Genomic DNA, 25969 nt, shown 5'->3' on the forward strand with positions numbered 1-25969 from the left:
CCCATGGATCACGCGCGTCGGGCCTCGGCCTTCATTGCGCGTACCTGCATCGATGCATCGCCTTCAGATACGAAGTGCTTAGGACAATTCGCTATCGCGCCAAGCGATCACTCATCCGATGGAGTGGCGAATGCATGTAGATCAGCGAATCCAGAGACGGTGGGCAAAAGCGATATGCTGAAGACGCTAAAAGCGCGTAACCTGAGTGTCCACGGCGCGCATGTATATCATGTTGGAATCCCAGCCATCTTGCTGGTTGCATCTGCGTACGCGGCCGATCGAATAACGCGCAAGGTTTTCTTTGAGACCTTGGATCTGTTTGTCCGACATGCACAAACAGACTCGGATGACCCAGATTCGATTAAACCGCATCACCTCACGCACCTAGGCATCGCTGCGGCCAACGCTAGAAAACTTCCATTGCATGATTCCACGCACGACATCGTGCTAGTCGCTGGCCTGTTGAACGGCGTAATCGACATGGAGGATTTTGAGCTGCTATACGGTCCCGGACCCAAGGGACGATTTTTGCAACGCCACTTTCCCGGCGCCCTAATCCTGCCCCCGGCTCCTCCCTTGGTCGATCACTTCTACTGCGATCCCTACGACGTGCTGATAAAGGACACTAGCTACAGTCGTCAGGACTTGAAGGAGAAGCTCCCGCTGATCTGTGCGCGGATGGAACAAGGCCCCGACTTCTACACTTCCACAAACCACTACAAGCTCCGCCTGCTCGCCGCCGAAAGGAAGGGCGTTCCACTGAACGTCCTCGGCCCCTTCGACAACGAGGAATCGATGAGGCAAGCCTTCGCCGACATCTTCCATGTAGTTGCGCCTGACTACGAACCCAATGGCACCTGGCGTCAGGACGTCAAAACCTTCCGCTTCGTGGAGCCGAAGAGGATCGACTGGGTACCCCAGCAGCCGAAGACGATGGAAACGGGCACCGGACGACCTAAGCCGGACCGCAGCTGCTCGCAGCTTCTATGCAACGTCGTATGACGGCCCAGTCGGCATAGCCGGCACACAACGCCTCCCGCACCAATAAAAAAGCCGCGCCCAACCAAGGGCGCGGCTTTTTGTCATTCCCCACACACCCGGGGAAGCGCGACTCAGCTAAAAAAGCTCTTGACCTTATCCAACCAGGACTGCTCCTGCGGACTATGCCGCGAGCCGCCTTCGTGGACCGAGCGATCGAACTGGCGCAGCAGTTCCTTCTGCGCCTCGGTCAGCTTGACCGGCGTCTCGACGTTGACGTGCACGTAGAGGTCGCCGGGCGTGCCAGAGCGGACGCCCTTGATGCCCTTGCCGCGCAGGCGGAAGGTACGGCCGGTCTGGGTGCCTTCGGGGACCGGGAAGCTGGCCTTGCCATTCAGCGTCGGCACTTCGAGGTCGCCGCCCAGCGCAGCGGTGGCGTACGAGATTGGCATCTGGCAATGCAGGTCGTCGCCGTCGCGCTCGAACACCGGGTGCGGCTTGATATGGACCTCGACATAGAGGTCGCCCGGAGGGCCGCCGTTGATGCCGGGTTCGCCATTGCCGGTCGAGCGGATCCGCATGCCTTCGTCGATGCCGGCCGGGATCTTGACCTCGAGGGTCTTCTGCGTCTTGATCTTGCCCTGGCCGTGGCATTTGACGCACGGCTTGGGGATGTACTTGCCGGTGCCGTGGCACTTCGGGCAAGTCTGCTGCATCGTGAAGAAGCCCTGCGACACGCGCACCTGTCCGATGCCCTTGCAGGTGGGGCAGGTTTCGACGTGCGAGCCGGGCTCGGCGCCGTTGCCGTGGCAGTGGTCGCAATCGTCCCAGTGCGGCACGCGGATCTGCGCCTCGTGGCCGTGCGCGGCCTGCTCGAGCGTGATCTCCATGCTGTAGCGCAGGTCGGCGCCGCGATAGACCTGCGGACCGCCGCGTTGCCGCCCGCCGGCCGCCTGGCCAAAGATGTCGCCGAAGATATCGCCGAAGGCCTCGGCGAAACCGCCGTAGCCCTGGGCACCGCCGAAGCCGCCCGCCATGTTCGGGTCAACGCCCGCGTGGCCGTACTGATCGTAGGCCGCCTTCTTCTCGGGATCGGAGAGCATCTCGTAGGCCTCCTTGGCCTCCTTGAATTTCTCCTCCGCATCCTTGCTGTCCGGATTGCGGTCCGGGTGGTACTTCATCGCGAGCTTGCGATACGCCTTCTTGATGTCGTCGTCGCTCGCGTTCTTGCCCACCCCGAGCACTTCGTAGTAGTCACGTTTTGCCATGGTGGCTCAAACCCTGATTGGCCGACCGGTGCGCACATGCGCGCCGGTCGACGAATAGCAAAAAGCCGAGCGGGGAAATCCGACGGCGCCGGCCCGCAGGTCCGCGCTTGGTCCGATATCCGCCGCCCGGCGTCGGGACAGGCATGGCGCCGGCGCAAGGCCCGCGCCATCCCATGTCCGTCGCATTACTTCTTGTCGTTGACTTCCTTGAACTCGGCATCCACGACGTTGTCGTCCTGCGGCTGCGCTTCGTGCGCACCGCCGGCCGCGCCAGCGCCGGCACCAGCCCCCGCCGCGCCGGTTTCGCCGGCCTTGGCCTGCATGTCGGCGTAGACCTTCTCGCCCAGCTTCTGGCTGACCTCGGACAGCGTCGCGACCTTGGCGTCGATCTCGGTCTTGTCGCCGCCGCGTGCGGCGTCTTCCAGTTCCTTGATCGCAGCCTCGATCTTTTCCTTCTCGCCCGACTCCAGCTTGTCGCCGTACTCGGTCAGCGCCTTGCGGGTCGAGTGCACCAGCGCGTCGGCCTGGTTGCGCGCGTCGGCCAGTTCGCGGGCCTTGCGGTCTTCCTCGGCGTTGGCCTCGGCGTCCTTGACCATGCGCTGGATCTCTTCTTCCGACAGGCCCGAATTCGCCTTGATGGTGATCCGGTTTTCCTTGCCGGTCGCCTTGTCCTTGGCGCCGACGTGCAGGATGCCGTTGGCGTCGATGTCGAACGACACCTCGATCTGCGGCATGCCGCGCGGCGCCGGAGCGATGCCTTCCAGGTTGAACTCGCCCAGCAGCTTGTTGCCGCTGGCCATCTCGCGCTCGCCCTGGTAGACCTTGATGGTCACCGCCGGCTGGTTGTCGTCGGCCGTCGAGAACACCTGCGCATGCTTGGTCGGGATCGTGGTGTTCTTGCTGATCATCTTGGTCATCACGCCGCCCAGCGTCTCGATGCCCAGCGACAGCGGGGTCACGTCGAGCAGCAGCACGTCCTTGCGATCGCCGGACAGCACCGAGCCCTGGATCGCCGCGCCAACCGCAACGGCTTCATCCGGGTTCACGTCCTTGCGGGCATCGCGGCCGAAGAACTCGCGCACCTGCTCCTGCACCTTGGGCATGCGGGTCATGCCGCCGACCAGGATCACGTCGTCGATATCGCTGACCTTGACGCCGGCGTCCTTGATCGCGATGCGGCACGGTTCGATGGTGCGCGTGATCAGTTCCTCGACCAGCGCTTCGAACTTGGCGCGCGTGATCTTCAGGTTCAAGTGCTTCGGACCCGAGGCGTCGGCCGTGATGTACGGCAGATTGATTTCCGTCTGCTGCGAGCTCGACAGTTCGATCTTGGCCTTTTCGGCCGCTTCCTTCAGGCGCTGCAGCGCGAGCACGTCCTTGGACAGGTCGACGCCCTGCTCCTTCTTGAACTCGGCGATGATGTAGTCGATCAGGCGCTGGTCGAAGTCCTCGCCGCCGAGGAAGGTGTCGCCGTTGGTCGACAGCACTTCGAACTGCTTTTCGCCGTCGACATCCGCGATCTCGATGATCGAGATATCGAAGGTACCGCCGCCGAGGTCATACACCGCGATCTTGCGGTCGCCCTTCTCGTTCTTGTCCATGCCGAAGGCCAGCGCGGCCGCGGTCGGCTCGTTGATGATGCGCTTGACCTCCAGGCCGGCGATGCGGCCCGCGTCCTTGGTGGCCTGACGCTGGGCGTCGTTGAAGTACGCCGGCACGGTGATGACCGCTTCGGTCACCGGCTCGCCGAGGTAGTCCTCGGCGGTCTTCTTCATCTTGCGCAGCACTTCGGCCGAGACTTGCGGCGGGGCCAGCTTCTGGTCGCGCACCGACACCCAGGCGTCGCCGTTGTCGGCCTTGACGATCGAGTACGGCATCAGGCCGATGTCCTTCTGGACTTCCTTCTCTTCGAACTTGCGGCCGATCAGCCGTTTGACGGCGTACAGGGTGTTGCGGGGATTGGTCACTGCCTGGCGCTTGGCGGGGGCGCCGACCAGGATCTCGCCGTCTTCCATGTAGGCGATGACCGAGGGGGTGGTACGCGCCCCTTCCGAGTTCTCGATCACCTTGGGCGTGTTGCCCTCCATGATCGCGACGCAGCTGTTGGTGGTACCGAGGTCGATACCGATGATCTTACCCATTTATTCTCTCCTCTTGAGCCATCGCTATCCGCGCGGCCTCAACTCAACCTGAGGCCGAAGTGTGGCCGGCCGGCACCTTTTCAAGGGCGGAACCGGCAAATCCGAGTAATTTTGTTGGTTTTTAGGGCGCCGGGCGCCGGCGCCGCCGGGGGCGAGAATCGGCCCGAACCGTCACTTATGTCAAATCAATTCTTGCGGCCGCGTTGCCATTGCACGTCGGTCTGCCCACCGGCCCGGTTGGCGACGCGCGCCAGCACGAACAGCAGGTCCGACAGTCGGTTCAGGTACTGGCGGGGCGCCTCATTGACCGCTTCGACCGCGCCGAGGGCGACCAGCGCCCGTTCGGCCCGCCGGCAGACGGTGCGGCAGACATGGGCCAGCGCCGCCGCGCGGGTGCCGCCCGGCAGAATGAACTCGGCCAGCCGGGGCAGATCGGCGTTGTAGTGCGCCAGCCAGTCGTCGAGTTGGGCGACCTGCTCGGGCTTGACCAGGGTGTATCCAGGGATCGACAGCTCCCCGCCCAGATCGAACAGGTCGTGCTGGATGTGCAGCAGCGCCGCGCGGATGTCGTCGGGCAGCGCCTCGGTCAGCAGCACGCCGAGCTGTGCGTTCAGTTCGTCCACCTCGCCGATGGCGGCGATGCGCAGGCTGTCCTTGCCGGTACGGCTGCCGTCCCCCAGTCCGGTGGTGCCCGCATCGCCGGTGCGGGTGGCGATCCGGCTCAATCGATTGCCCATGGAAGTCCTCCGTCTCGATGTCGCATTATGGCGCGCCATGCACGCGGCGTAGAATAACGGGGTCCGCAACACCGGGCCGCCCCGTGCGGCCGCATCCTGACACGGGCGGCGGCTCGCCCGGTCGCAATGAACGACGACCGTCCATGCCGACCGCAGCCAGACAAGGCCAAGCCGCCTGCCTGGCCCGCCCAGCCCCGCCGGAGACCAGCATGAACCATCCCACGCCCCACGCCGACCTGATTCGCCGTCCGCTGCCGCCGGAGGTGGCCGACGCCCTGCAGGCGCGCTTCGGCGAGCGCTTCACTACCTCGGCGGGCGTGCGCGAGCACCACGGCCGCGACGAATCGCCGTTCCCGCCGGCCCCGCCCGATGGGGTGGTGTTCGCCCACAGCACCGAGGAAGTCGCCGAGGTCGCCCGGCTGTGCAACGCCCACGGCGTGCCGCTGATTCCCTACGGCGCCGGCTCGTCGCTGGAAGGCCATCTCCTGGCCGTGGCCGGCGGCATCAGCCTGGACCTGTCGCAGATGAACCAGGTGCTGGCGGTCCAGCCGGAGGACCTGACCGTCACGGTGCAGCCCGGCGTCACCCGCAAGCAGCTGAACCAGGAAATCAAGGACACCGGCCTGTTCTTCCCGATCGACCCGGGCGCCGACGCCTCGCTGGGCGGCATGTGCGCGACGCGGGCGTCGGGCACCAACGCCGTGCGCTACGGCACCATGCGCGAGAACGTGCTCGCGCTGACCGTGGTGACCGCCGACGGCCGCGTGATCAAGACCGGCACCCACGCCCGCAAGTCCTCCGCCGGCTATGACCTGACCCGGCTGTTCGTCGGCAGCGAAGGCACGCTGGGCATCATCACCGAGATCACGGTGCGGCTGTATCCGCAGCCCGAGGCGATCTCGGCCGCGGTCTGCGCCTTCCCCGACATGGGCAGTGCGGTACGGGCCGTGATCGACACCATCCAGCTCGGCGTGCCGGTCGCGCGCGTCGAGTTCGTCGACGCGCTGGCGATCCGCGCGATCAACCGCCACGACCGCCTGACGCTGCCCGAAAGCCCGCATCTGTTCTTCGAATTCCACGGCACCGAGGCCGGCGTGCGCGAGCAGGCCGAGACCGTGCAGCAGATCACCGCCGAGCATGGCGGCCAGGGCTTCGAATGGGCGACGCGGCCGGAAGACCGCAGCCGGCTGTGGAACGCCCGCCATACCGCCTACTTCGCGATGCTGCAGCTCAAGCCGGGGTGCCGCGCGGTGACCACCGACGTCTGCGTGCCGATCTCGCGGCTGGCCGACTGCGTGGTCGAGACCGAGCGCGACCTGATCGCCTCGAGCCTACCCTGCCCGATCGTCGGCCACGTCGGCGACGGCAATTTCCACGTGGCGATCCTGACCGACCCCGACAAGCCCGAGGAACTGGAACAGGCGGAAGCGCTGAACGCGGCGATCGTCGCGCGCGCGCTGGCGATGGGCGGCACCTGCACCGGCGAGCACGGCGTCGGCCTGCACAAGATGGACTTCCTGGTCAGCGAGCATGGCGAAGACGCGCTGGACGTGATGCGCGCGATCAAGCGGGCGCTGGACCCGAACGGCATCCTGAATCCGGGCAAGATCTTCCGTCCGAGCCGCTGAACCGCTAAATCACTGAACCGCTGAGCCGCCCCCTCAAGCCCACCCGAAACCGACCATGGCCGCGCTGTTCAACCGCATCCCGCCGCTCCACCTGCTGATCGCCTTCGAGGCGGCGTCGCGGCTGGGCAGCTTCGCCCGCGCGGCCGAGGAGCTGTCGGTCACGCCCAGCGCGGTGTCGCACCGGATCAAGAATCTCGAGGAGCTGTGGGGCGAGGACCTGTTCGTGCGCGCCAACACCGCGCTGCGGCTGACCGCGGCGGGCACGCGCTATCTGCGCAATGTGCAGGACGCCCTCAAGTCGCTGAACGAGCTCGCCCGGCCCGAGTACAACAAGATGCGCACGCGGCTGCGGGTCGCCACGCCGCCGACCTTCGGCCGCCAGCATCTGGTGCCGCGGCTGCCCGAGTTCGGGGCGCTCTATCCGCATATCGACCTGGAACTGCAGCTGGCGATCCCCTTCCTCGACGTGAAAGCCGAGGACACCGACGTCGAGATCCGCTATGGCACCGGCCGCTACCCGGACCTGAAGACCACGCGGCTGCTGGTGGAGCCGGTGTTTCCGGCCTGCGGGCGCGAGTACTATGAACGGATCGACGGACGCGCGATCACGCGGCCCGAGCACCTGGCCAATCTGGTGCTGCTGCGCAGTCCGCTGGAGCCGTGGAAGCCGTGGTTCGAGACTGCCGGGCTGGACTGGCCCGAGCCGCAGAGCGGCCCGCAGTTCAACGACATCGGCTTCATGCTGGAGGCGGTCGCCTCGAACCAGGGTGTCGCCCTGGTGCGCCAGCGCATGGCGCGGCACTGGCTGTCGCTGGGCCAGATGGTGCGGCTGCTCGATATCGAATCGGAGTCGCCGCATGGCTACTACATCGTCGAGCGCGAACAGGCGCCGCTCAAGCCCGAGGCCCGCTACTTCGTCGACTGGCTGCTCAGCCTGGAGTGGTAGGGGCATGCCCCTCGCCGGGCGCCCGGCTGCTGCCGGCCCGGCCGCCCGGTCCCGGCATGGCCTCGGCGCCGCGCCAACCAGCCGCGCCGCACGCGTGGCAGGCCCGCCAAGCCGCCACGGCATGAGCGATTTTGATCGGCGCGGCGCGCCGAATTCACGTGCGGCGGCGGCTGCGCGGCCATCGCCTGCGCTATAGTCTGCCGTCCCCCGCCTCGCCTGCGCCGCCAGGGCCGCGAGGCCATACAGGAGTCGCCATGAACGCCCCGCAAGACGCTGCCATCCCCGCGGCCTCCTCCGCCGCGCTGGCCGCCGCGCTCTCGCCCGAGCAGACCGCCGAGCTGCTGCGCGAACTCGCGCGCATCCTCCCCGAGCCCGCGCTGCTGACGCGCCCCGAAGACACCGTGCCCTATGAATGCGACGGCCTGGCGGCCTATCGCCAGGTGCCGCTCGCGGTGGTGCTGCCCGATACCGAGGAACAGGTGATCGCGATCCTGCGGCTGTGCCACCGGCTGCGGGTGCCCGTGGTGCCGCGCGGCGCCGGCACCAGCCTGTCCGGCGGCGCGATGCCGATCGCCAGCGGCGTGGTGCTGTCGCTCGCCAAGTTCAAGCGCATCGTGTCGATCGATCCGCTGTCGCGCACCGCCATCGTCCAGCCCGGCGTGCGCAATCTGGCGATCTCCGAAGCCGCCGCACCGTACGGCCTGTACTACGCGCCCGATCCGTCCTCGCAGATCGCCTGCACCATCGGCGGCAACGTCGCCGAGAATTCCGGCGGCGTGCATTGCCTGAAATACGGCCTGACCGTTCACAACGTGCTGCGCGTGCGCGCGATCACGATGGAAGGCGAGGTGGTCGAGTTCGGCAGCGCCGCGCCCGACGCCCCGGGCCTGGACCTGCTCGCGGTGCTGATCGGCTCGGAGGGCATGCTGGCGGTCACCACCGAGGTCACCGTCAAGCTGGTGCCGCGGCCGCAGCTGGCGCAGGTCATCATGGCCAGCTTCGACGACGTCGAGAAAGGCGGCAATGCGGTCGCCGACGTGATCGCCGCCGGCATCATCCCGGCCGGGCTGGAGATGATGGACAAGCCGGCCACCGCCGCGGTCGAGGAATTCGTCCATGCGGGCTATGACCTCGATGCCGCCGCGATCCTGCTGTGCGAGTCCGATGGCACGCCCGAGGAAGTGGCCGAGGAAATCGAGCGCATGAGCGAGGTGCTGCGCGCATCCGGCGCGACCCGCATCGCGGTGTCGCAAAGCGAGCCCGAGCGGCTGCGCTTCTGGAGCGGCCGCAAGAACGCCTTCCCCGCCGCGGGCCGGATCTCGCCCGACTACTACTGCATGGACGGCACCATCCCGCGCAAGCACATCGGCACGTTGCTCAAGCGCATCGAGCAGATGGAGCACAAGTACGGCCTGCGCTGCATCAACGTCTTCCATGCCGGCGACGGCAACATGCATCCGCTGATCCTGTTCGATGGCGCGGACCATGACGAGTGGCAGCGCGCCGAGCTGTTCGGCGCCGACATCCTGGAGACCTGCGTCGAGCTCGGCGGCACCGTCACCGGCGAGCACGGCGTCGGCGTCGAGAAGCTCAATTCGATGTGCGTGCAGTTCGCGCCCGAGGAGCGCGAGGCCTTCCTGCGCGTGAAGGCGGCCTTCGATCCGGCGCGGCTGCTCAATCCGGACAAGGCCATTCCGACGCTGGCGCGTTGCGCCGAATACGGCAAGATGCACGTGCGCCGCGGCCTGCTGCCGCATCCGGACCTGCCGCGCTTCTGAGCGAGACCCGCACGCCGATGGCCGACTACCGTCAAGCCCCTCGCCAAGCACCGCGCCAGGCCACTCGCCAGGCGCCGGGCCAGCCCCGGCGCGACGATCCGCGCCGGCGCCAGGAAGCGTTCGTCCGCCAGTACCTGGGCAAGCCGGAGACCGGCTGGCGCCAGCGGTGGTACACGATCATCTTCGAGGCGGATACCCGCGAGGGCCGGCAGTTCGATGTCGCGCTGCTGCTGGCGATCGTGGCCAGCGTGATGGTGGTGATGCTCGACAGCGTGCCGGCGATCCATGCGCGGTTCGGCATAGCCTTCACGGTGCTCGAGTGGATGTTCACGCTGCTGTTCACCGCCGAGTACGTGATGCGCATCCTGGTGGTGCGGCGGCGCCTGCGCTATGTGTTCAGCTTCTTCGGCATCATCGACTTCGTCTCGATCATGCCGACCTGGCTGGCCTTCTTCATGCCGGAGCTGGCCTTCCTGATCGACGTGCGGCTGCTGCGGCTGCTGCGCGTGTTCCGGATCCTGAAGCTGACGGTCTACTTCGAGGAGGCGCAGATCCTGTATCGCGCGCTGGCCAACAGCCGCCGCAAGATCGCCGTGTTTCTCGGCACGGTGTTCATCATCACCGTGATCCTCGGCACCGTGATGTACGTGGTCGAGGGGCCCGAGAACGGCTTCGTCAGCATCCCGCGCAGCATGTACTGGGCGGTCGTGACGCTGACCACCACCGGCTACGGCGACATGGTGCCGAAGACCGCCGTGGGGCAGTTCATCACCTCGCTGACCATCCTGCTCGGCTACGGCATCATCGCCTTCCCGACCGGCATCGTCGGCGCGGAACTGGCCGCCAGCATCATCCGGCGCCCGCTGACGACGCGCACCTGCGTGCATTGCCTGACCGAGGGGCACGACCCCGACGCCTCCTATTGCAAGCACTGCGGCAAGAAGCTGCCGCCCTATCAGGTCGAGGTCGGCGACCAGACCTGACGTCCCGCGGCGACGAACGACGGAACGCCAGGACAACAGAACGACAGAACAGAAGCGCCCGCCGGGCGCGGCCATGTGCCGCCCCCAAGCGCCTGAACCGAAGACAACCAGAACCCTAGCCATCCCCTGCCCACGCCATGCAAGACAAGCTCGACGCCTTCCGCGATGCCATCCGGCACGCCGCCGCCAGCCGTACGCCGCTGCGCTTCACCGGCGGCGGCAGCAAGGATTTCTACGGCCAGCCGCCCGAGGGCGAGCTGCTGGACACGCGCGGCCATGCCGGCATCGTCGACTACGACCCCGCCGAGCTGGTGATCACCGCGCGCTGCGGCACGCCGCTGGCCGAGATCGAGGCGACGCTGGCCGAACGGCGCCAGATGCTGGCCTTCGAGCCGCCGCACTTCGCCGGCGCCGACGGCGTCAGCCGCGCGACGCTGGGCGGCGCGGTCGCGGCGGGCCTCTCGGGTCCGCGCCGGCAATCGGTCGGCGCGCTGCGCGACTTCGTGCTCGGCGTGCAGATGATGGACGGCCGCGGCGACACGCTGCAGTTCGGCGGCCAGGTGATGAAGAACGTCGCGGGCTACGATGTCTCGCGGCTGATCGCCGGCTCGCTCGGCACGCTGGGCCTGATTCTCGAAGTCTCGCTGAAGGTGCTGCCTGTGCCGTTCGACGACGCCACGCTGCGTTTTGAACTTGGCGAGGCCGACGCGCTGCAGCGCCTGAACCAGTGGGGCGGCCAGCCGCTGCCGATCGCGGCCTCGGTCTGGCACGACGGCGTGCTGCACGTGCGGCTGTCCGGCGCGGCGGCGGCGTTGCGCGCCGCGCGCGAGCGTCTCGGCGGCGAGGCGATCGAGCAAGGCGAGGCGCAGGCCCTGTGGCAAGCGCTGCGCGAGCAGACCCATCCGTTCTTCGCGCCGTCCCATGCCGGCGCGCCGCTGTGGCGCCTGGCGCTGCCGACCACGGCCGCGCCGCTGGCCCTGCCACCGGCGGCGGGCGGCACGCAGCTGATCGAATGGGGCGGCGGCCAGCGCTGGTGGATTCCCGCGCAGCCGGTACCGGCCGCGCAGGTGCGCGCCATCGCGCAGGCCGCGGGCGGGCACGCGACGCTGTTCCGTAACGGCGACAAGTCCGAAGGCGTGTTCACGCCGCAGTCGGCGCCGCTGATGGCGATCCACGCGCGGCTGAAGGCGGCCTTCGATCCGGCCGGCATCTTCAATCCGGGGCGGCTGTACCCGGACCTCTGAATTTGGCGCTCCATTCCCGGCTCCATTCCCGGCTCCATTGCGCGCCATCCCCGATCCGCTAGACAAACGCCCCGGCAAGTCCCCACGACAAACACAGGCGACAAGCCCGACGACAAGCCAAACGACAAACCGGCGCGACAACCACTCTGGTCCCTATCATGCAAACGACCCTGGCCGATTTCCTCCGCGACACGCCCGATGGCGAAGAAGCCAAGTCCATCGTCGGCAAGTGCGTGCACTGCGGCTTCTGTACCGCGACCTGTCCGACCTACCAGCTGCTCGGCGACGAGCTCGACGGGCCGCGCGGACGCATCTACCTGATGAAGCAGGTGCTGGAAGGCAACCCCGTCACCGAAAGCACGCGCCTGCATCTGGACCGCTGCCTGACCTGCCGCAACTGCGAATCGACCTGCCCGTCGGGCGTGACCTACGGCCGGCTGGTCGATATCGGCCGCCAGGTCGTCGACGAGCGGCTGGCCGAGCAGGGCCTGCATCGTCCGGCACGCCAGCGCATCGCGCGCTGGGTGCTGCGCGAAGGGCTGACGCGCCCGCGCCTGTTCGGCGCGGCGATGCGCATGGGACAGCTGGTGCGTCCGCTGCTGCCCGAGGTGCTGCGCAACAAGGTGCCGGTGGCCGCGCCGGCCGGCGCGTGGCCGCAACGCGAGCACGCCCGCAAGATGCTGCTGCTGGCCGGCTGCGTGCAGCCGTCGATGTCGCCCGACATCAATGCCGCGACCGCGCGCGTGTTCGATCGTCTCGGCGTGCAGATGGTGGTCGCGCCCGAGGCAGGTTGTTGCGGGGCAATCCGCTACCACAATGGCGACCATCCGGGCGGGCTCGACAATATGCGCCGCAATATCGATGCATGGTGGCCGCACGTCGAGGCCGGCGCCGAAGCCATCGTGATGAACGCCTCGGGCTGCGGCGTGATGGTCAAGGAGTACGGCCATCTGCTGCGCCATGACCCGAAGTACGCCGAACGCGCGGCGCGCATCTCGGCGCTGACGCGCGATGTGTCCGAACTGCTGCCCGCGTTTGCCGAGCCGCTGCAACGCCTGGCCGAGGCTGCGCCGCCGCCCGCGCAGCGCGTCGCATGGCACCCGCCCTGCACGCTGCAGCACGGCCAGCAGATTCGCGGCAAGGTGGAGGCGCTCTTGACCGCACTCGGCGTGGAGGTCAAACTCTGCGCTGACAGCCACCTGTGCTGCGGATCGGCGGGTACCTACTCGGTGTTGCAGCCGGACCTGGCCTATCGCCTGCGCGACGACAAGCTCGCCAAACTGCAGGCCACGCAGCCGGACACCATCGTGTCCGCCAATATCGGCTGCATCACCCATCTGCAAAGCGGCACGCAGACGCCGGTGCTGCACTGGATCGAACTGGTGGATCGCATGCTCGGTTGACGGTGCGCGGGAGGCTGCCGCCGGTGGAATCGCGGTGATTCCGCCTGGCCGACCAACCTGCCCCTCGCATGCTCCAGACGCTTGCCATCCTGCTGGTATTCCAATCCGTGGGCGAGGTGTTCAGCTACGCGCTGCGCCTGCCCGTGCCCGGTCCCGTGATCGGCATGATCCTGCTGTTCTGCTGGCTCGCGATCGACGATCGCCTGCTGGCGATCATCCAGGGCACCACCGCCGAGCTGCTCAAGCATCTGTCGCTGCTGTTCGTGCCGGCCGGCGTCGGCATCATGGTGCACGGCAGCCGTATCGGCGGCGAATGGATGCCGATCATCGTCGCGCTGGTGTTGTCGACCTGGCTGGCGATCGCCACCACGGCGCTGGTCACGCGCGCGCTGATGCGCAAACCCCCGGCCTCCCCGGCGTCCTCGGCGTCCTCCGCCGGCCCCTCCGCGGACGATGCCGCCACCGACGCGGGAGAGCGCCAATGACCCCGCGCCTGAACGAGATCTGGGTCTATCTGGCCGCCAGCCCGCTGCTCGGGCTGACCGCGACGCTGCTGGCCTATGTGTTCGCCTTCCGCATCTACGAACGCGCGCGTTTCTCGCCGCTGGCCAATCCGGTGATGATCTCGGTCGCGCTGCTGGTCGCAGTGCTGACGGTGACCGGCACGCCGTACCAGACCTACTTCGACGGCGCGCAATTCGTGCACTTCCTGCTTGGTCCGGCCACGGTGGCGCTGGCGGTGCCGCTCTACCAGCAGCTGCCGAAGCTGCGCGCGCACGTGCTGCCGCTGCTCGGCGGGCTGCTGGCCGGCTCGCTGGTCGCGGTGGTGTCGGCGGTCGGCATCGCCTGGCTGCTGGGCGCTTCTCCCGAGGTGGTGCGCTCGCTGGCGCCCAAGTCGGTGACCATTCCGATCGCGATGGGCGTGGCCGAGAAGATCGGCGGCCTGCCGTCGCTGACCGCGGTGCTGGTGATGGGCACCGGCATCATCGGCGCGATCAGCGCGACCAAGATCCTGAACCTGCTCGGCATGCGCGACTACAGCGTGCGCGGCTTCGCCACCGGGCTGGCGGCGCACGGCATCGGTACCGCACGGGCCTTCCAGGTCAATCAGGAGGCCGGCGCCTTTGCCGCGCTCGGCATGGGCCTGAACGGCGTGCTGACCGCGGTGCTGGTGCCCTTGCTGGCGACGTGGATGCCGCGCTGAGCCGGGCTTCGCGGCTGGTACACGCAAGCATGCGCTTGGGCGTGCCTGGGCCCGTGTCTGAACGCGGGCCTGGGCGCGCCTGAGCCTGGCTGAGGTTCCTGAACGCAGCCAAACGCATCCAAGCACGCTCGCGCCCGGCGCCGCAGGACCGAACGACAACCGAAGGGAGAACGCGATGGTACTGAAGCTCGCTCTGGCGCTCGTCTCGCTGTTCGTGCTGTGGGGCGCGCTGGCGCCCGACCAGCTCGGCACCACCATGCAATGGCTGCTGACGGGCGTGATCGCGCGCTTCGGCTGGTTCTACCTGCTGTCGATGTTCGGCTTCCTGGTGTTCGCGCTGTACCTGGCGTTCGGCCGCTTCGGCAGCATCCGGCTCGGCGGGGAGGACGCCGAGCCGCAGTTCCACCGGCTCAGCTGGTTCTCGATGCTGTTCGCCGCCGGCATGGGCATCGGCCTGGTCTTCTGGGGCGTGGCCGAGCCGGTCTCCCACCTGATCAAGCCGCCGCTCGGCCTCGAAGCGCTGACGCCGCAGGCGGCCGGCACCGGGCTGCGCTACGCCTTCTTCCACTGGGGGCTGCATCCGTGGGCGGCCTACTCGATCGTCGCGCTGGCGCTGGCCTTCTTCCAGTTCAACCGCGACCGGCCGATGCTGATCAGCACCACCTTCGAGCCGCTGATCGGCGAGCGCGCCAACGGGCCACTCGGCAAATGGATCGACGTGCTGGCGCTGATCGCCACCGCCTTCGGCGTGGCCACCTCGCTGGGACTGGGCGCGCTGCAGATCAATGCCGGCCTGTACCGGGTGTTCGGCATACCCAACGATATCGCGGTCGAGCTGATCATCATCGCGGTCGCCGGCGCGCTGTACATCCTGTCGTCGCTGAGCGGCCTGACGCGCGGCATCCAGTGGCTCAGCAACCTGAACATGGTGCTGGCCGTGCTGCTGCTGTTGACGGTGTTCGTGCTGGGGCCGACGTCGTTCATCCTGGACGCGCTGACCACCACGGTCGGCGCCTACCTGGACAACCTGGTCGGCATGAGCATGCGCATGACGCCGTTCAGCAAGGGCACCTGGGTCGCCGACTGGACGCTGTTCTACTGGGCCTGGTGGATCGCGTGGGCGCCCTTCGTGGGCACCTTCATCGCGCGCATCTCGAAGGGCCGCACCATCCGCGAGTTCATCGTCGGCGTGCTGCTGGCGCCGACGCTGATCAGCTTCCTGTGGTTCGGCGTCTTTGGCGGCGCGGGGCTGTATGCGTCGATGTTCGAGAACGTGCCGGTGGTGCAGGCGGTGCAGCAGGACCCCTCGCTGGCGCTGTTCGCGCTGCTGGAGGCCTACCCGGCGGCGACGCTGACCTCGATCCTGGCGATCGTGCTGGTCACGGTGTTCTTCGTGACCTCGGCCGACTCGGCCACCTTCGTGCTCGGCATGATGTCCGACCACGGCAATCCGCGTCCGCCGGCGCGGCTCAAGCTGATCTGGGGCGTGCTGATCGCGCTGATCGCCGGGGTGCTGCTGGTGTCCGGCGGGCTGAAGGGGCTGCAGTCGATGTCGATCCTGGCGGCGCTGCCCTTCGCGGTGGTGATGGCGGCGATGTGCTTCAGCCTGTTCCGCGCGCTCGACGAGGAATCGAACCGGCTGGAGCGCCGCCACCGCGCGCGCGACCGGCTGCTGGAGCGGCTGCTGCGCGACCGCGAGACCCAGCCGCCGGCGGGGCCGCCGCAGGACTGAGCCCCCGGGCGCCGGCCAGCATCGGCTCAGCGCGGTTTCGGCGCAGGTTTCGGCGCAGGTTTCGGCGCAGGTTTCGGCGCAGGTTCGGCGCAGGTTCGGCGCAGGTTCGGCGCAGGTTCGGCGCGAGTTGGGCGCGAGTTGGGCGCGGGTTCGGCCGGCTGCGGCTTCCGCTTCAGCGCGCCGGCTCGGCCAGCAGCGTCTCGATGTCGGCCTCGATGTCCTCGGGCTTGGTGGTCGGCGCATAGCGCTTGTACACCGTGCCGTCGCGGCGCAGCAGGAACTTGGTGAAGTTCCACTTGATCGCCTCGATGCCGAGCAGGCCGGGCTTCTGCCCGGTCAGCCAGCGATACAGCGGATGCGCGTTGGCGCCGTTAACGTCGATCTTGGCGAACATCGGAAAGCTGACCTGGAAGCGCGTTTCGCAGAACTGGCCGATCTGCTGCGCATCGCCGGGCTCCTGCTTGCCGAACTGGTTGCACGGGAAGCCGAGTACCGCGAAACCGCGCCCGGCATGGCGCTCGTGCAGCCGCTGCAGGCCGGCGTACTGCGGCGTGAAGCCGCATTCGCTGGCGGTATTGACGATCAGCAGCACCTTGCCCTCGAACTGCGATAGCGAAACCGGCTGGCCGGCCAGCGATTCGGCGCTGAACTGGTAGACGTTGTCCATGGCGTGTTCCTGTCGGCGAATGGGTTGGGAGCAAACACTATAATGGCCTACCCCTTGTTGCCAACCGTTTCTTTCGATGTTTGCCGAACCATGTCGGTCATAGCCGCGAATCTCCAAACCGTGCGGCGTCGCCTTGCCGCCGCCGAACTCGAGGCGGGCCGATCGGCCGGCGAGGTGTCGCTGCTGGCGGTGTCCAAGACCTTCCCGCCCGGCGCGGTACGCACGGCCTTCGAGGCAGGCCAGCGCGCCTTCGGCGAGAACTATGTGCAGGAAGGCCTGGACAAGATCGCCGCGCTGGCATCGCTGCGCGAGCAGCTGTCGTGGCACTTCATCGGTCCCCTGCAAAGCAACAAGACGCGCGCGGTGGCCGAGCACTTCGACTGGGTGCATTCGGTCGACCGGCTGCGCATCGCCGAGCGGCTGTCGGCGCAGCGCCCCGCCTCGATGGGACCGCTGCAGGTCTGCATCCAGGTCAATATCAGCGGCGAGGCCAGCAAGAGCGGCGTCGCGCCGGCCGACGTGCTGGCCCTCGCGCGCGCCATCGCGCCGCTGCCCAATCTGCATCTGCGGGGGCTGATGGCCATTCCCGAGCCGGCGGACGATATCGCGGCGCAGCGCCGCCCCTTCGCCGCGCTGCGCGCGCTGCTGGCCGCGTTGCGCGAGGACGGCCTGGCGGTCGACACGCTGTCGATGGGCATGTCCGGCGACCTCGAGGCGGCGGTGGCCGAAGGCGCGACGATCGTGCGGGTCGGCACCGCGATCTTCGGCGCCCGTCCGCGGCCGGCCGAAAGCGGCATGAACCCGGCCGGCGCGCCGTGATGCGGCCCTGATGCGGCCCTGACGCTGCCCGGGCTGGCGCGAACCGTCCCGGGACCGGCTGCCGACGTTCCGATTTCCCGATTCCCCGATTCCCGACTCACAGCGAGACCCACCCATGCTCACCACTCTGACCTTCGGCTTCGTCGGCGGCGGCAACCTCGCCACCGCCCTGATCGGCGGCCTGATCGCCCGCGGCGTGCCGCCTTCGTCGATCCGCGTCGCCGATCCCTACGCGCCCGCGCGCGAACGGCTGGCGCGCGAGCAGCGCGTGCATACCGTCGAGACGCCCGACGTCGAACTGGCCGGCAGCGACGTGATCGTGATGGCGACCAAGCCGCAGCAGTTCCGCGAGGCGGCCGAGCAGCTGCTGCCGCATCTGCGCACCGCCGGCAGCCGCGGCCTGGTGGTCAGCGTGGCCGCCGGCATTCGCCTGCAGGACATCCAGCGCTGGCTCGGCGGCCATGCGCGCGTGGTGCGCTCGATGCCCAATACGCCGGCGCTGGCCGGCAAGGGCATGACGGGGCTGAGCGCGCCGGCCGCCCTGTCGGCCGAGGACCGCGCCGTCGCCACCGCGCTGGCCGAGGCGGTCGGCCAATGCCTGTGGCTGGACAACGATGCGCAGATGGACGCGGTCACCGCGGTCTCGGGCAGCGGCCCGGCCTATGTGTTCTACGTGATCGAGGCGATGGAGCGCGCCGCCACCGAGCTGGGCCTGAGCGCGGCGCAAGGCCGCCAGCTGGCGATCGAGACCTTCCGCGGCGCGGCCGCGCTGGCGGCGCAATCGAGCGAGCCGGTCGCGACGCTGCGCGAGCGTGTGACGTCCAAGGGCGGCACCACCTACGCGGCGCTGACGGTACTGGAGCAGTCGGGCGTGGGCGAGGCCTTCGTCAAGGCCGTGCACGCCGCGGCGGCGCGCGGCGCGGAAATGGGCGAGGAATTCGGCCGCGAGGGTTGAGGCGGGATTGCAGGACGGTCGTCCCCGCGCAGGCGGGGAGACCGCGACTTTCCGGCGCCGCTCGTTCCCGAGGTCGCTGGTCCCCTATGCGGGAACGACAGGACTACCGCAGCGCGTACGCCAGCGCGGTGCCGGCAAACACCCAGGCGCCCAGCCAGTTGTTGTGGCGGAACGCCGCGAAGCACTGCATGCGGTCGCGCCCGCGGATCAGCGTGTAGTGGTACACGGCGGTCGCCGCGGCCGCCGCCAGGCCGAGCCAGTACGGCCAACCCAGTCCGAGCATGCCACCGGCCAGCGCCATCAGCGCCAGGAAGCCGGCGTAGCAGATCATGATCGCCGCGACATCGAAGCGGCCGAACGTGATGGCCGAAGTCTTCATGCCGATCAGCAGATCGTCGTCGCGATCGACCATCGCATACGCGGTGTCGTAGGCGACCGACCAGAACACATTGGCCAGCAGCATCAGCCAGGCCACCGGTGGCACCTGCTCCTGCACCGCGGCGAAGGCCATCGGGATACCGAAGCCGAACGCGATGCCCAGGTACGCCTGCGGAATCGCGAAGAAGCGCTTGAAGAAGGGATAGGTCGCCGCAACGATCACCGCCACCACCGACAGCCACTTGGTCAGCGCATTGAGCGGCAGGATCAGCAGGAAGGCCAGCACGGCCAGCGTGCCGGCCACCGCCAGCGCCTCCCAGGGCTGGATGCGCCCGGCTGTCAGCGGCCGCTCGCGGGTGCGCTTCACATGCTTGTCGAAGTCGCGGTCGGCCCAGTCGTTCATCGCGCAGCCGGCCGAGCGCATCAGGAACGTACCGACCACGAAGATCCAGAAGATGGGCCACGGCGGCGGCCCGCCGGCGGCCATCCACAGCGCCCACAAGGTCGGCCACAGCAGCAGCAGCGTGCCGATCGGCTTGTCGATGCGCACCAGGCGCGCGTACAGGGCGAGACGTTCGAACATCGGGGTCGGGTGGTGGGACGGGGACAGCGGCACGGGATTGGCGGAGGGATCGGGAGCGGCGAGGGATCGGAAGGACCGGCGAGGGACCAGGATGGAGCGGACGAGGATCGGATCAGGATCGGCATCGTGGCCCGGCGGTCGCGGGCAGATCGATCGCCCCTGGCGAGGCCCCTGCCACAACCTGGAACGATACGCCGCCGGCGCGGCGGCGGCGCATCGTCAGGACGCGAGCCTGCTCAGGCCAGCATCGAGCGCAGCATCCACGCGGTCTTTTCGTGCGTCTGCATGCGCTGGGTCAGCAGGTCGGCGGACGGCTCGTCGGCGGCGGCCTCGACCAGCGGGAAGATCGAGCGCGCGGTGCGCACCACGGCCTCCTGGCCCTCGACCAGCTTGCGGATCATCTCGGTGGCCTCGGGCACGCCCTCTTCCTCCTGGATCGACGACAGCCGCGCGTATTCCTTGTAGGTGCCCGGTGCCGGATAGCCCAACGCGCGGATGCGTTCCGCGATCGAGTCGACCGCCAGCGCCAGTTCGGTGTACTGCGTCTCGAACATCAGATGCAGCGTGTTGAACATCGGGCCGGTGACGTTCCAGTGGAAGTTGTGCGTCTTCAGATAAAGCGTGTAGGTGTCCGCCAGCAGCTTGGACAGGCCCTCGGCGATCTTCTTGCGGTCCTTGTCCGAAATCCCGATGTTCACGCTCATCTCGTTCTTCTTCGCCATGATCGATACGCTCCGTTCTGATGTGGCCACGACTAACTGCGGAAAAAAATGCGACAGGGGCCGCCAGCTCTGCGCCAGCGGCCCCGGCATCGCATTATGGCATCCGAACGGCGGCGCGGACAAACCCGCGCCGGCCGTTCGGGCGCCCTGCGCCGACCTTCAGCGTACGGTCAGCGGACGTTCAGCGCCCGCTCCACCCCTTCCGCATAGGCCGGATCAACCTTGCGGAAGTGCGCGAGCTGGACCTGCACGATGTCGGCCGGCACGCCCTGCATCGCCGCCGCGATATTGCCGAACAGGCGCTGGCGCTGACCCTCGTCGAACAGCTGGAACAGCGCGCGCGGCTGGCTGTAGTAATCGTCGTCGTCCGCCCGGTGGTCGAAGCGGTCCGCCACCGCGCCCACCGCCAGCGGCGGCTCGACCGCGCGCTCGCCGGCGGCGAAAGCGCCCTGCCGGTTCGGCTCGTAGTTCAGCTTGCTGCCCTGGTTGCCGTCCACGCGCATCGCGCCGTCGCGGTGGAAGCTGTTGTGGAACGGGCATTTCGGCGCGTTGACCGGGATCTGGTGGTGATTGACGCCCAGCCGGTAGCGCTGCGTGTCCCCGTACGAGAACAGCCGGCCCTGCAGCATCCGGTCCGGCGAGAAGCCGATGCCGGGCACGATGTTGGACGGGTTCATCGCCACCTGCTCGACCTCGGCGAAATAGTTGTCCGGATTGCGGTTCAGCTCCAGCACGCCGACGTCGATCAGCGGGTAGTCGGCATGCGGCCACACCTTGGTCAGGTCGAACGGATTGATGCGATACGTCGCGGCGTCGGCCTCGGGCATGATCTGCACCTGCAGCTTCCAGCGCGGGAAATTGCCTTGCTCGATGTTCTCGTACAGGTCGCGCTGCGCGCTCTCGCGGTCGCCGGCGACCACTTTGGCCGCTTCCTCGTTGGTCCAGTTGGCGATGCCCTGCTGCGACTTGAAGTGGAACTTGACCCAGAAGCGCTCGCCCGCCGCGTTGATGAACGAGTACGTATGCGAGCCGAAGCCGTGCATCTGCCGGTAGTTCTGCGGCAGGCCGCGGTCGCTCATCAGGATCGTGACCTGGTGCAGCGATTCGGGATGGCGCGACCAGAAGTCCCAGACCGCGATCGGATCGCGCAGGTTGGTGCGCGGATTGCGCTTCTGCGTGTGGATGAAGTCGGGGAACTTGAGCGGATCGCGGACGAAGAACACCGGCGTGTTGTTGCCCACCACGTCCCAGTTGCCCTCGTCGGTATAGAACTTGACCGAGAAGCCGCGCACGTCGCGCTCGGCATCGGCGGCGCCGCGCTCGCCGGCCACCGTCGAGAAGCGCAGGAACAGCGGGGTCTGCTTGCCGACCTCGGCGAAGATCGAGGCCTTGGTGTACTGCGTGATGTCATGCGTCACGGTGAAGGTGCCGTGGGCACCCGAGCCCTTGGCATGCACGCGCCGCTCGGGAATGACCTCGCGATCGAAGTGCGCCAGCTTCTCCAGGAACCAGACGTCCTGCAGCAGCATCGGACCGCGCACGCCGGCGGTCAGCGAATTCTGGTTGTCGGCGACCGGCGCGCCGGCGGCGGTGGTGAGGGTGTCCTTGTCCTTGCTCATCGTGACCTCTGCTGGTGGGGATAGGGTGGTACGGAGTAACCGGGGAATACCGGAAATACGGAAATACCGGGATGCGCGAAACGGCTGCATCAACGACCGCGAGACTACGCGGCGTTTGCGATGCCGCCGTGACGCCGCCGCAGGCTGTCGCCCATCAATAGACGGTGGCGAAACAGGCCAGGCAGTCGGTCAGCTGACGGCGCAGGTCGCGCCAGACGGCGCCCGGGGCGGGCAACGGCAAGGGACGGTTGCGGTTCATGCTGACTCCTTTTGCGAGCGGTATCGTGCGTCGATGGAAGGAGTTTAACAATCACCTATTGGTATAGGAATTTAATTATTTAAAACTATGATATAGCGTAAAGCTAACAGGCGGGCCGGCGGGGAAGAAGGCGGAACGAAGCGGCAGACGGCGAGGAAAAGGCGGCGGGGGAAGCGAGCCGAAAGGAGCCCGAAAGAGGTCGCTGCATCCGGCGGGTCCGAGGCGCAGCGCGGCGCCGGCCGCGCTCGGAGAAACGGTCTGGAGAGGGTCCGGAAAGCCTCAGGCCGCCTTGGCCAGCGCGTCCGGCGTCAGCTTCCGCACGCCCGGCAGTTCGCAGGCCGCCACCGCCGCGCACAGCGCTTCCATTGCCGGCAGCCGGGTGAAGCTCTTGCGCCAGGCGAGCACGACGCGGCGATCGGGCACCGGCTCGGCGAACGGCACGTAGGACAGCAGATCGTTGCCGGCGTGCATGTCGGGCACCGAGGTCCGCGGCAGCACGGTAATGCCGACACCGCTGGCCACCATATGGCGGATGGTCTCGAGCGAGGAGCCCTCGAAGGTCTTCTGGATGCCGTCGGCGGCCTGCGAGAAGCGCGACAGTTCCGGGCAGACGCCCAGCACATGGTCGCGGAAGCAGTGGCCGCTGCCCAGCAGCAGCATGGTTTGCTGCTTCAGTTCGTCGGGCGCGACGTTTTCCGCCTTTTCCAGCTGATGCCCGCGCGGCACCGCGACGACGAAGGGCTCGTCGTACAGCGGCCGCACCGTCAGGCCGGAGTCCGGGAATGGCTCGGCCATGATCGCGCAGTCGATCTCGCCCTGCTTGAGCAGTTCGATCAGCTTGACCGTGTAGTTCTCCTGCAGCATCAGCGGCATCTGCGGCACGGTGTGGATCATCTGCTTGACCAGCGCCGGCAGCAGGTACGGCCCGATCGTGTAGATCACGCCGACGCGCAGCGGCCCGGCCAGCGGGTCCTTGCCCTGCTTGGCGATCTCGCGAATCGCCATGGTCTGTTCCAGCACCCGCTGCGCCTGCGCGACGATCTGCTCGCCGACCGCGGTCACCGAGACCTCGGAGGTGCCGCGCTCGAAGATCTGCACGTTCAGCTCGTCTTCCAGCTTCTTGATGGCCACCGACAGCGTCGGCTGCGACACGAAGCAGGCCTCGGCGGCACGGCCGAAATGGCGCTCTCGCGCGACGGCAACGATGTACTTCAGTTCGGTCAGCGTCATGTCGTATCGGCTTGGGATTGTGGTGGAGCGGGCGATGCCGGGATGGTCCGAAAGAGGTGTCCCGGCGGGCTGATGCAGCCGGCGAGACAGTCGGATCGCCGGTCGAATCGCCGCGAAAGCACGTGACAGAAGTGCTTCGCAAATTATCGCTTTTCAGAAGCGATAGATTTTACCTTCGAATCGAGGTTCTGTCAGAGCCGCGCGGCAAAGCGGCGTGCACTGCTCTTGACCACCGGCGCGGCGAAGGCGGACTTCCGAGCTTGCGGCCCGGGATTCTCGGCTCCCACGCCCTCACGCCCTCACGCCCTCACGCCCTCACGCCCTCGGGCCCTCACGCCCTCAGGCCCTCACGCCCCGACGCCCTCGCCCTTTCACGCCTTCACGCCTTCACGCCTTCACGCCTTCAAGTAATGCTCCCGCCCGCCCAGCCAGCGCGACAGATGCGCCTGCGCCGCTTCGGGGTAACGGCTCAGCAGCAGTTCCGCCGCCTGCTGCGCCGGCTCGACCAGCCAGGCGTCGGTTTCGAGATCGGCAAAGCGCAGCATCGCCTCGCCCGACTGGCGCGCCCCCAGGAACTCGCCCGGCCCGCGAATCTGCAGGTCGCGCCGGGCGATCTCGAAGCCGTCGGTCGTCTCGCGCATCGTCGCCAGCCGCTGCTTGGCGGTCGGCGACAGCGGCGCCTGGTACATCAGCAGGCAGACCGACTCCGCGCTGCCCCGGCCGACGCGGCCGCGCAGCTGATGCAGCTGCGCGAGGCCGAAGCGCTCGGCATGCTCGATCACCATCAGCGAGGCGTTGGGCACGTCGACGCCGACCTCGATCACCGTGGTCGCCACCAGCACCTGCAGCCGGTTGGCCGAGAACGCGTCCATCACGGCGGCCTTCTCGGCCGGCGGCAGGCGCCCATGGACCAGCCCGACCTCCAGGTCCGGCAAGGCGGCGGCCAGCGTCTCGTAGGTTTCCTGCGCGGTCTGCAGCTGCAGCGCCTCGCTCTCCTCGATCAGCGGACAGACCCAGTAGACCTGCCGGCCCTGCGCGGCGGCGTGGTGCACGCGCTCGATCACCTCGTCGCGGCGCGCGTCGTTGACCAGCCGCGTGACCACCGGGCTGCGGCCGGGCGGCAGCTCGTCGATCACCGACACGTCGAGGTCGGCGTAGTAGGTCATTGCCAGCGTGCGCGGGATCGGCGTGGCCGACATCATCAGCTGGTGCGGCACGGTGGCGGGCTCGTCGGCGTGTGGTGCGGACCCCGCGCCGTCCTGCTCGGCCCCGTCCGCCTTGCCGCGCAGAGCCAGCCGCTGCGCCACGCCGAAGCGGTGCTGCTCGTCGACGACCGACAGACCCAGCTTCGCGAAACGCACCGTGTCCTGGATCAGCGCGTGGGTGCCGATCGCAAGTTGCGCCTGGCCCGACTCGACCCGTGCCACGGCCTCGCGCTTTTCGGTGCGCTTCAGGCTCCCGGCCAGCCATACCACCTCGACGCCCAGCGGCGCGAGCCAGCCCGACAGCTTGCGGTAATGCTGCTCGGCCAGGATCTCGGTCGGCGCCATCAGCGCGGCCTGGTAGCCGGCGTCGATCGCCTGGCAGGCGGCCAGTGCCGCGACGATGGTCTTGCCGCTGCCGACATCGCCCTGCAGCAGCCGGTGCATCGGGTGCGGCGCGCCCATGTCGGCGGCGATCTCCTTGACCACGCGCTGCTGCGCGCCGGTCAGCGCGAACGGCAGCGCGGCGAGGAAACGGTCCAGCAGGCCGCCGGCGCGGCGCGGCATCGGCGGCGCGTTGCGGGCGCGGCGCGCCGCCTGCGCGCGCTTGAGCGACAGCTGCTGGGCCAGCAGTTCGTCGAACTTGATGCGCACCCACGCCGGGTGCGAGCGGTCGATCAGCGCGGCCTCGTCGACCTGCGGCGGCGGCGCATGGAGCAGCCGCAGCGATTCGGCCAGCGGCTGCAGCTTCAACGGCGCCAGCGGGCCGTCCAGCAGCGGCCGCGGCAGCGTCTCCGGCAGCGGCGTGCGCTGCAGCGCCCCGCCGATCGCCTTGCGCAGATAGGCCTGCGAGATGCCGGCGGTAGCGGGATAGACCGGCGTCAAGCGGTCCGGCAGCGGCTCGTCGGGGCCGACCGGGCGCACGACCGGATGGATCATCTCGGCGCCGAAGAAGCCGCCGCGGACCTCGCCGCGCACGCGCAGCCGCACGCCCTCGGCCATCTGCCTGGCCTGGCTGCCGTAGAAATTGAGAAAGCGCAGCGTCAGCTCGCCGCTGTCGTCGGCGATGCGCACCACCAGTTGCCGGCGCGGCCGCAGCGTGACCTCGCTGGACACCACCTCGCCCTCGACCTGCACGGCGAAGCCCAAGCCCGCGCGATGCACGGCCTCCCTGATCGGCAGCAGCGTGGTCTCGTCCTCGTAGCGCATCGGCAGATGCAGCACCAGGTCGACGTCTCGCTTCAGGCCCAGCTTGGCGAGCTTGGCCATGGCCGACGACGGTGCGGCGGCCTTGCCGGATTTGGCGGGCGCGTCGGCCTTGGCGGGCGCGCCGGACTTGGCCGACTTCGCGGCCTTGGCGGCCGGCTTGGCCGATGGCGGCTGGGCGTCTGGCTCGGGCGTGCGTTCGCTGGCGGTGACGGGCATCGAGGCGTGGTCGGCAGGGCGCGGCGGCGCCGCGGGCGTGTCGGATCGGATCGTGGGAAACGGCGGGG

21 protein-coding genes are annotated in these 25969 nt (G+C 68.3%); 12 read left to right on the forward strand and 9 right to left on the reverse strand.

Features of this window, described 5'->3' with window-relative positions; translation table 11 throughout:
• Positions 1 to 174: 174 nt before the first annotated feature.
• The gene (locus tag F1599_RS13280) at positions 175 to 1002 is read left to right on the forward strand and encodes a hypothetical protein (RefSeq protein ID WP_150083378.1); all 828 of its coding nucleotides are present in this window, start codon (positions 175 to 177) and stop codon (positions 1000 to 1002) included.
• A gap of 110 nt (positions 1003 to 1112) precedes the next feature.
• On the opposite strand, the gene dnaJ is transcribed toward F1599_RS13280, so the two are convergent.
• The 3 genes from dnaJ to F1599_RS13295 all read right to left on the reverse strand — a co-directional run bounded on the left by dnaJ (position 1113) and on the right by F1599_RS13295 (position 5124).
• A complete protein-coding gene (gene dnaJ, locus F1599_RS13285; RefSeq protein ID WP_006575623.1) occupies positions 1113 to 2246 on the reverse strand; it encodes a molecular chaperone DnaJ in 1134 nt (377 codons plus the stop codon).
• Positions 2247 to 2431: 185 nt separating this feature from the next.
• Positions 2432 to 4387: a molecular chaperone DnaK gene (gene dnaK / locus F1599_RS13290; RefSeq protein WP_149316678.1), complete on the reverse strand. Its 1956-nt coding sequence runs from the start codon at positions 4385 to 4387 to the stop codon at positions 2432 to 2434.
• A 185-nt stretch (positions 4388 to 4572) separates the two neighbouring features.
• Entirely contained in the window at positions 4573 to 5124 is a 552-nt protein-coding gene (locus F1599_RS13295; protein ID WP_053822473.1) for a cob(I)yrinic acid a,c-diamide adenosyltransferase, read from the reverse strand.
• A 209-nt stretch (positions 5125 to 5333) separates the two neighbouring features.
• Between F1599_RS13295 and F1599_RS13300 the strand changes: the two genes are divergently transcribed.
• The 9 genes from F1599_RS13300 to F1599_RS13340 all read left to right on the forward strand — a co-directional run bounded on the left by F1599_RS13300 (position 5334) and on the right by F1599_RS13340 (position 16042).
• A complete protein-coding gene (locus F1599_RS13300) occupies positions 5334 to 6752 on the forward strand; it encodes an FAD-binding oxidoreductase (protein ID WP_150083379.1) in 1419 nt (472 codons plus the stop codon).
• A gap of 55 nt (positions 6753 to 6807) precedes the next feature.
• Positions 6808 to 7698, forward strand: a complete 891-nt coding sequence (locus F1599_RS13305; protein WP_149316676.1) for a LysR substrate-binding domain-containing protein — start codon at positions 6808 to 6810, stop codon at positions 7696 to 7698.
• Positions 7699 to 7952: 254 nt separating this feature from the next.
• On the forward strand, positions 7953 to 9476 hold the full coding sequence (locus F1599_RS13310; RefSeq protein ID WP_149316675.1) for an FAD-linked oxidase C-terminal domain-containing protein: 1524 nt from the start codon (positions 7953 to 7955) through the stop codon (positions 9474 to 9476).
• A gap of 17 nt (positions 9477 to 9493) precedes the next feature.
• Complete coding sequence (locus F1599_RS13315) at positions 9494 to 10459, forward strand: ion transporter (protein ID WP_223819617.1); 966 nt, start codon at positions 9494 to 9496, stop codon at positions 10457 to 10459.
• A 137-nt stretch (positions 10460 to 10596) separates the two neighbouring features.
• Positions 10597 to 11703 (forward strand): glycolate oxidase subunit GlcE, encoded by a 1107-nt coding sequence (glcE, locus tag F1599_RS13320; RefSeq protein ID WP_150083380.1) that lies wholly within the window; start codon positions 10597 to 10599, stop codon positions 11701 to 11703.
• 158 nt (positions 11704 to 11861) lie between these two features.
• The gene (gene glcF / locus F1599_RS13325) at positions 11862 to 13106 is read left to right on the forward strand and encodes a glycolate oxidase subunit GlcF (protein WP_150083381.1); all 1245 of its coding nucleotides are present in this window, start codon (positions 11862 to 11864) and stop codon (positions 13104 to 13106) included.
• A 68-nt stretch (positions 13107 to 13174) separates the two neighbouring features.
• Positions 13175 to 13591 (forward strand): CidA/LrgA family protein, encoded by a 417-nt coding sequence (locus F1599_RS13330; RefSeq protein WP_150083382.1) that lies wholly within the window; start codon positions 13175 to 13177, stop codon positions 13589 to 13591.
• Positions 13588 to 14310, forward strand: a complete 723-nt coding sequence (locus F1599_RS13335; RefSeq protein WP_006578593.1) for an LrgB family protein — start codon at positions 13588 to 13590, stop codon at positions 14308 to 14310. The genes F1599_RS13330 and F1599_RS13335 overlap by 4 nt, the downstream gene beginning before the upstream one ends.
• Positions 14311 to 14485: 175 nt before the next feature.
• The gene (locus tag F1599_RS13340) at positions 14486 to 16042 is read left to right on the forward strand and encodes a glycine betaine uptake BCCT transporter (protein WP_150083383.1); all 1557 of its coding nucleotides are present in this window, start codon (positions 14486 to 14488) and stop codon (positions 16040 to 16042) included.
• A gap of 172 nt (positions 16043 to 16214) precedes the next feature.
• Here the strand turns inward: F1599_RS13340 and F1599_RS13345 are convergent, their stop codons facing one another.
• Complete coding sequence (locus F1599_RS13345; protein WP_149316670.1) at positions 16215 to 16709, reverse strand: glutathione peroxidase; 495 nt, start codon at positions 16707 to 16709, stop codon at positions 16215 to 16217.
• 90 nt (positions 16710 to 16799) lie between these two features.
• Here F1599_RS13345 and F1599_RS13350 point away from each other — a divergent pair, with 90 nt between their 5' ends.
• Both F1599_RS13350 and proC read left to right on the forward strand, forming a co-directional pair.
• Positions 16800 to 17528 (forward strand): YggS family pyridoxal phosphate-dependent enzyme, encoded by a 729-nt coding sequence (locus F1599_RS13350; protein WP_150083384.1) that lies wholly within the window; start codon positions 16800 to 16802, stop codon positions 17526 to 17528.
• Positions 17529 to 17643: 115 nt separating this feature from the next.
• Entirely contained in the window at positions 17644 to 18483 is an 840-nt protein-coding gene (gene proC, locus F1599_RS13355) for a pyrroline-5-carboxylate reductase (protein ID WP_149316668.1), read from the forward strand.
• Positions 18484 to 18586: 103 nt separating this feature from the next.
• Here the strand turns inward: proC and ubiA are convergent, their stop codons facing one another.
• The 5 genes from ubiA to recG form a co-directional block, all read right to left on the reverse strand.
• Complete coding sequence (gene ubiA, locus F1599_RS13360) at positions 18587 to 19444, reverse strand: 4-hydroxybenzoate octaprenyltransferase (RefSeq protein WP_150083385.1); 858 nt, start codon at positions 19442 to 19444, stop codon at positions 18587 to 18589.
• Between the two features lie 236 nt (positions 19445 to 19680).
• Complete coding sequence (locus F1599_RS13365) at positions 19681 to 20166, reverse strand: Dps family protein (protein ID WP_149316666.1); 486 nt, start codon at positions 20164 to 20166, stop codon at positions 19681 to 19683.
• A gap of 170 nt (positions 20167 to 20336) precedes the next feature.
• Positions 20337 to 21785 (reverse strand): catalase, encoded by a 1449-nt coding sequence (locus F1599_RS13370; RefSeq protein WP_150083386.1) that lies wholly within the window; start codon positions 21783 to 21785, stop codon positions 20337 to 20339.
• Between the two features lie 538 nt (positions 21786 to 22323).
• Positions 22324 to 23274, reverse strand: coding sequence for a LysR substrate-binding domain-containing protein (locus tag F1599_RS13375; protein ID WP_149316664.1), 951 nt, complete (start codon positions 23272 to 23274; stop codon positions 22324 to 22326).
• A 395-nt stretch (positions 23275 to 23669) separates the two neighbouring features.
• The gene (recG, locus tag F1599_RS13380; protein ID WP_150083387.1) at positions 23670 to 25901 is read right to left on the reverse strand and encodes an ATP-dependent DNA helicase RecG; all 2232 of its coding nucleotides are present in this window, start codon (positions 25899 to 25901) and stop codon (positions 23670 to 23672) included.
• Between the last annotated feature and the right edge of the window lie 68 nt (positions 25902 to 25969).

Origin of the sequence: Cupriavidus cauae (assembly GCF_008632125.1) — a bacterium.
Taxonomy (GTDB): Bacteria; Pseudomonadota; Gammaproteobacteria; order Burkholderiales; family Burkholderiaceae; genus Cupriavidus; species Cupriavidus cauae.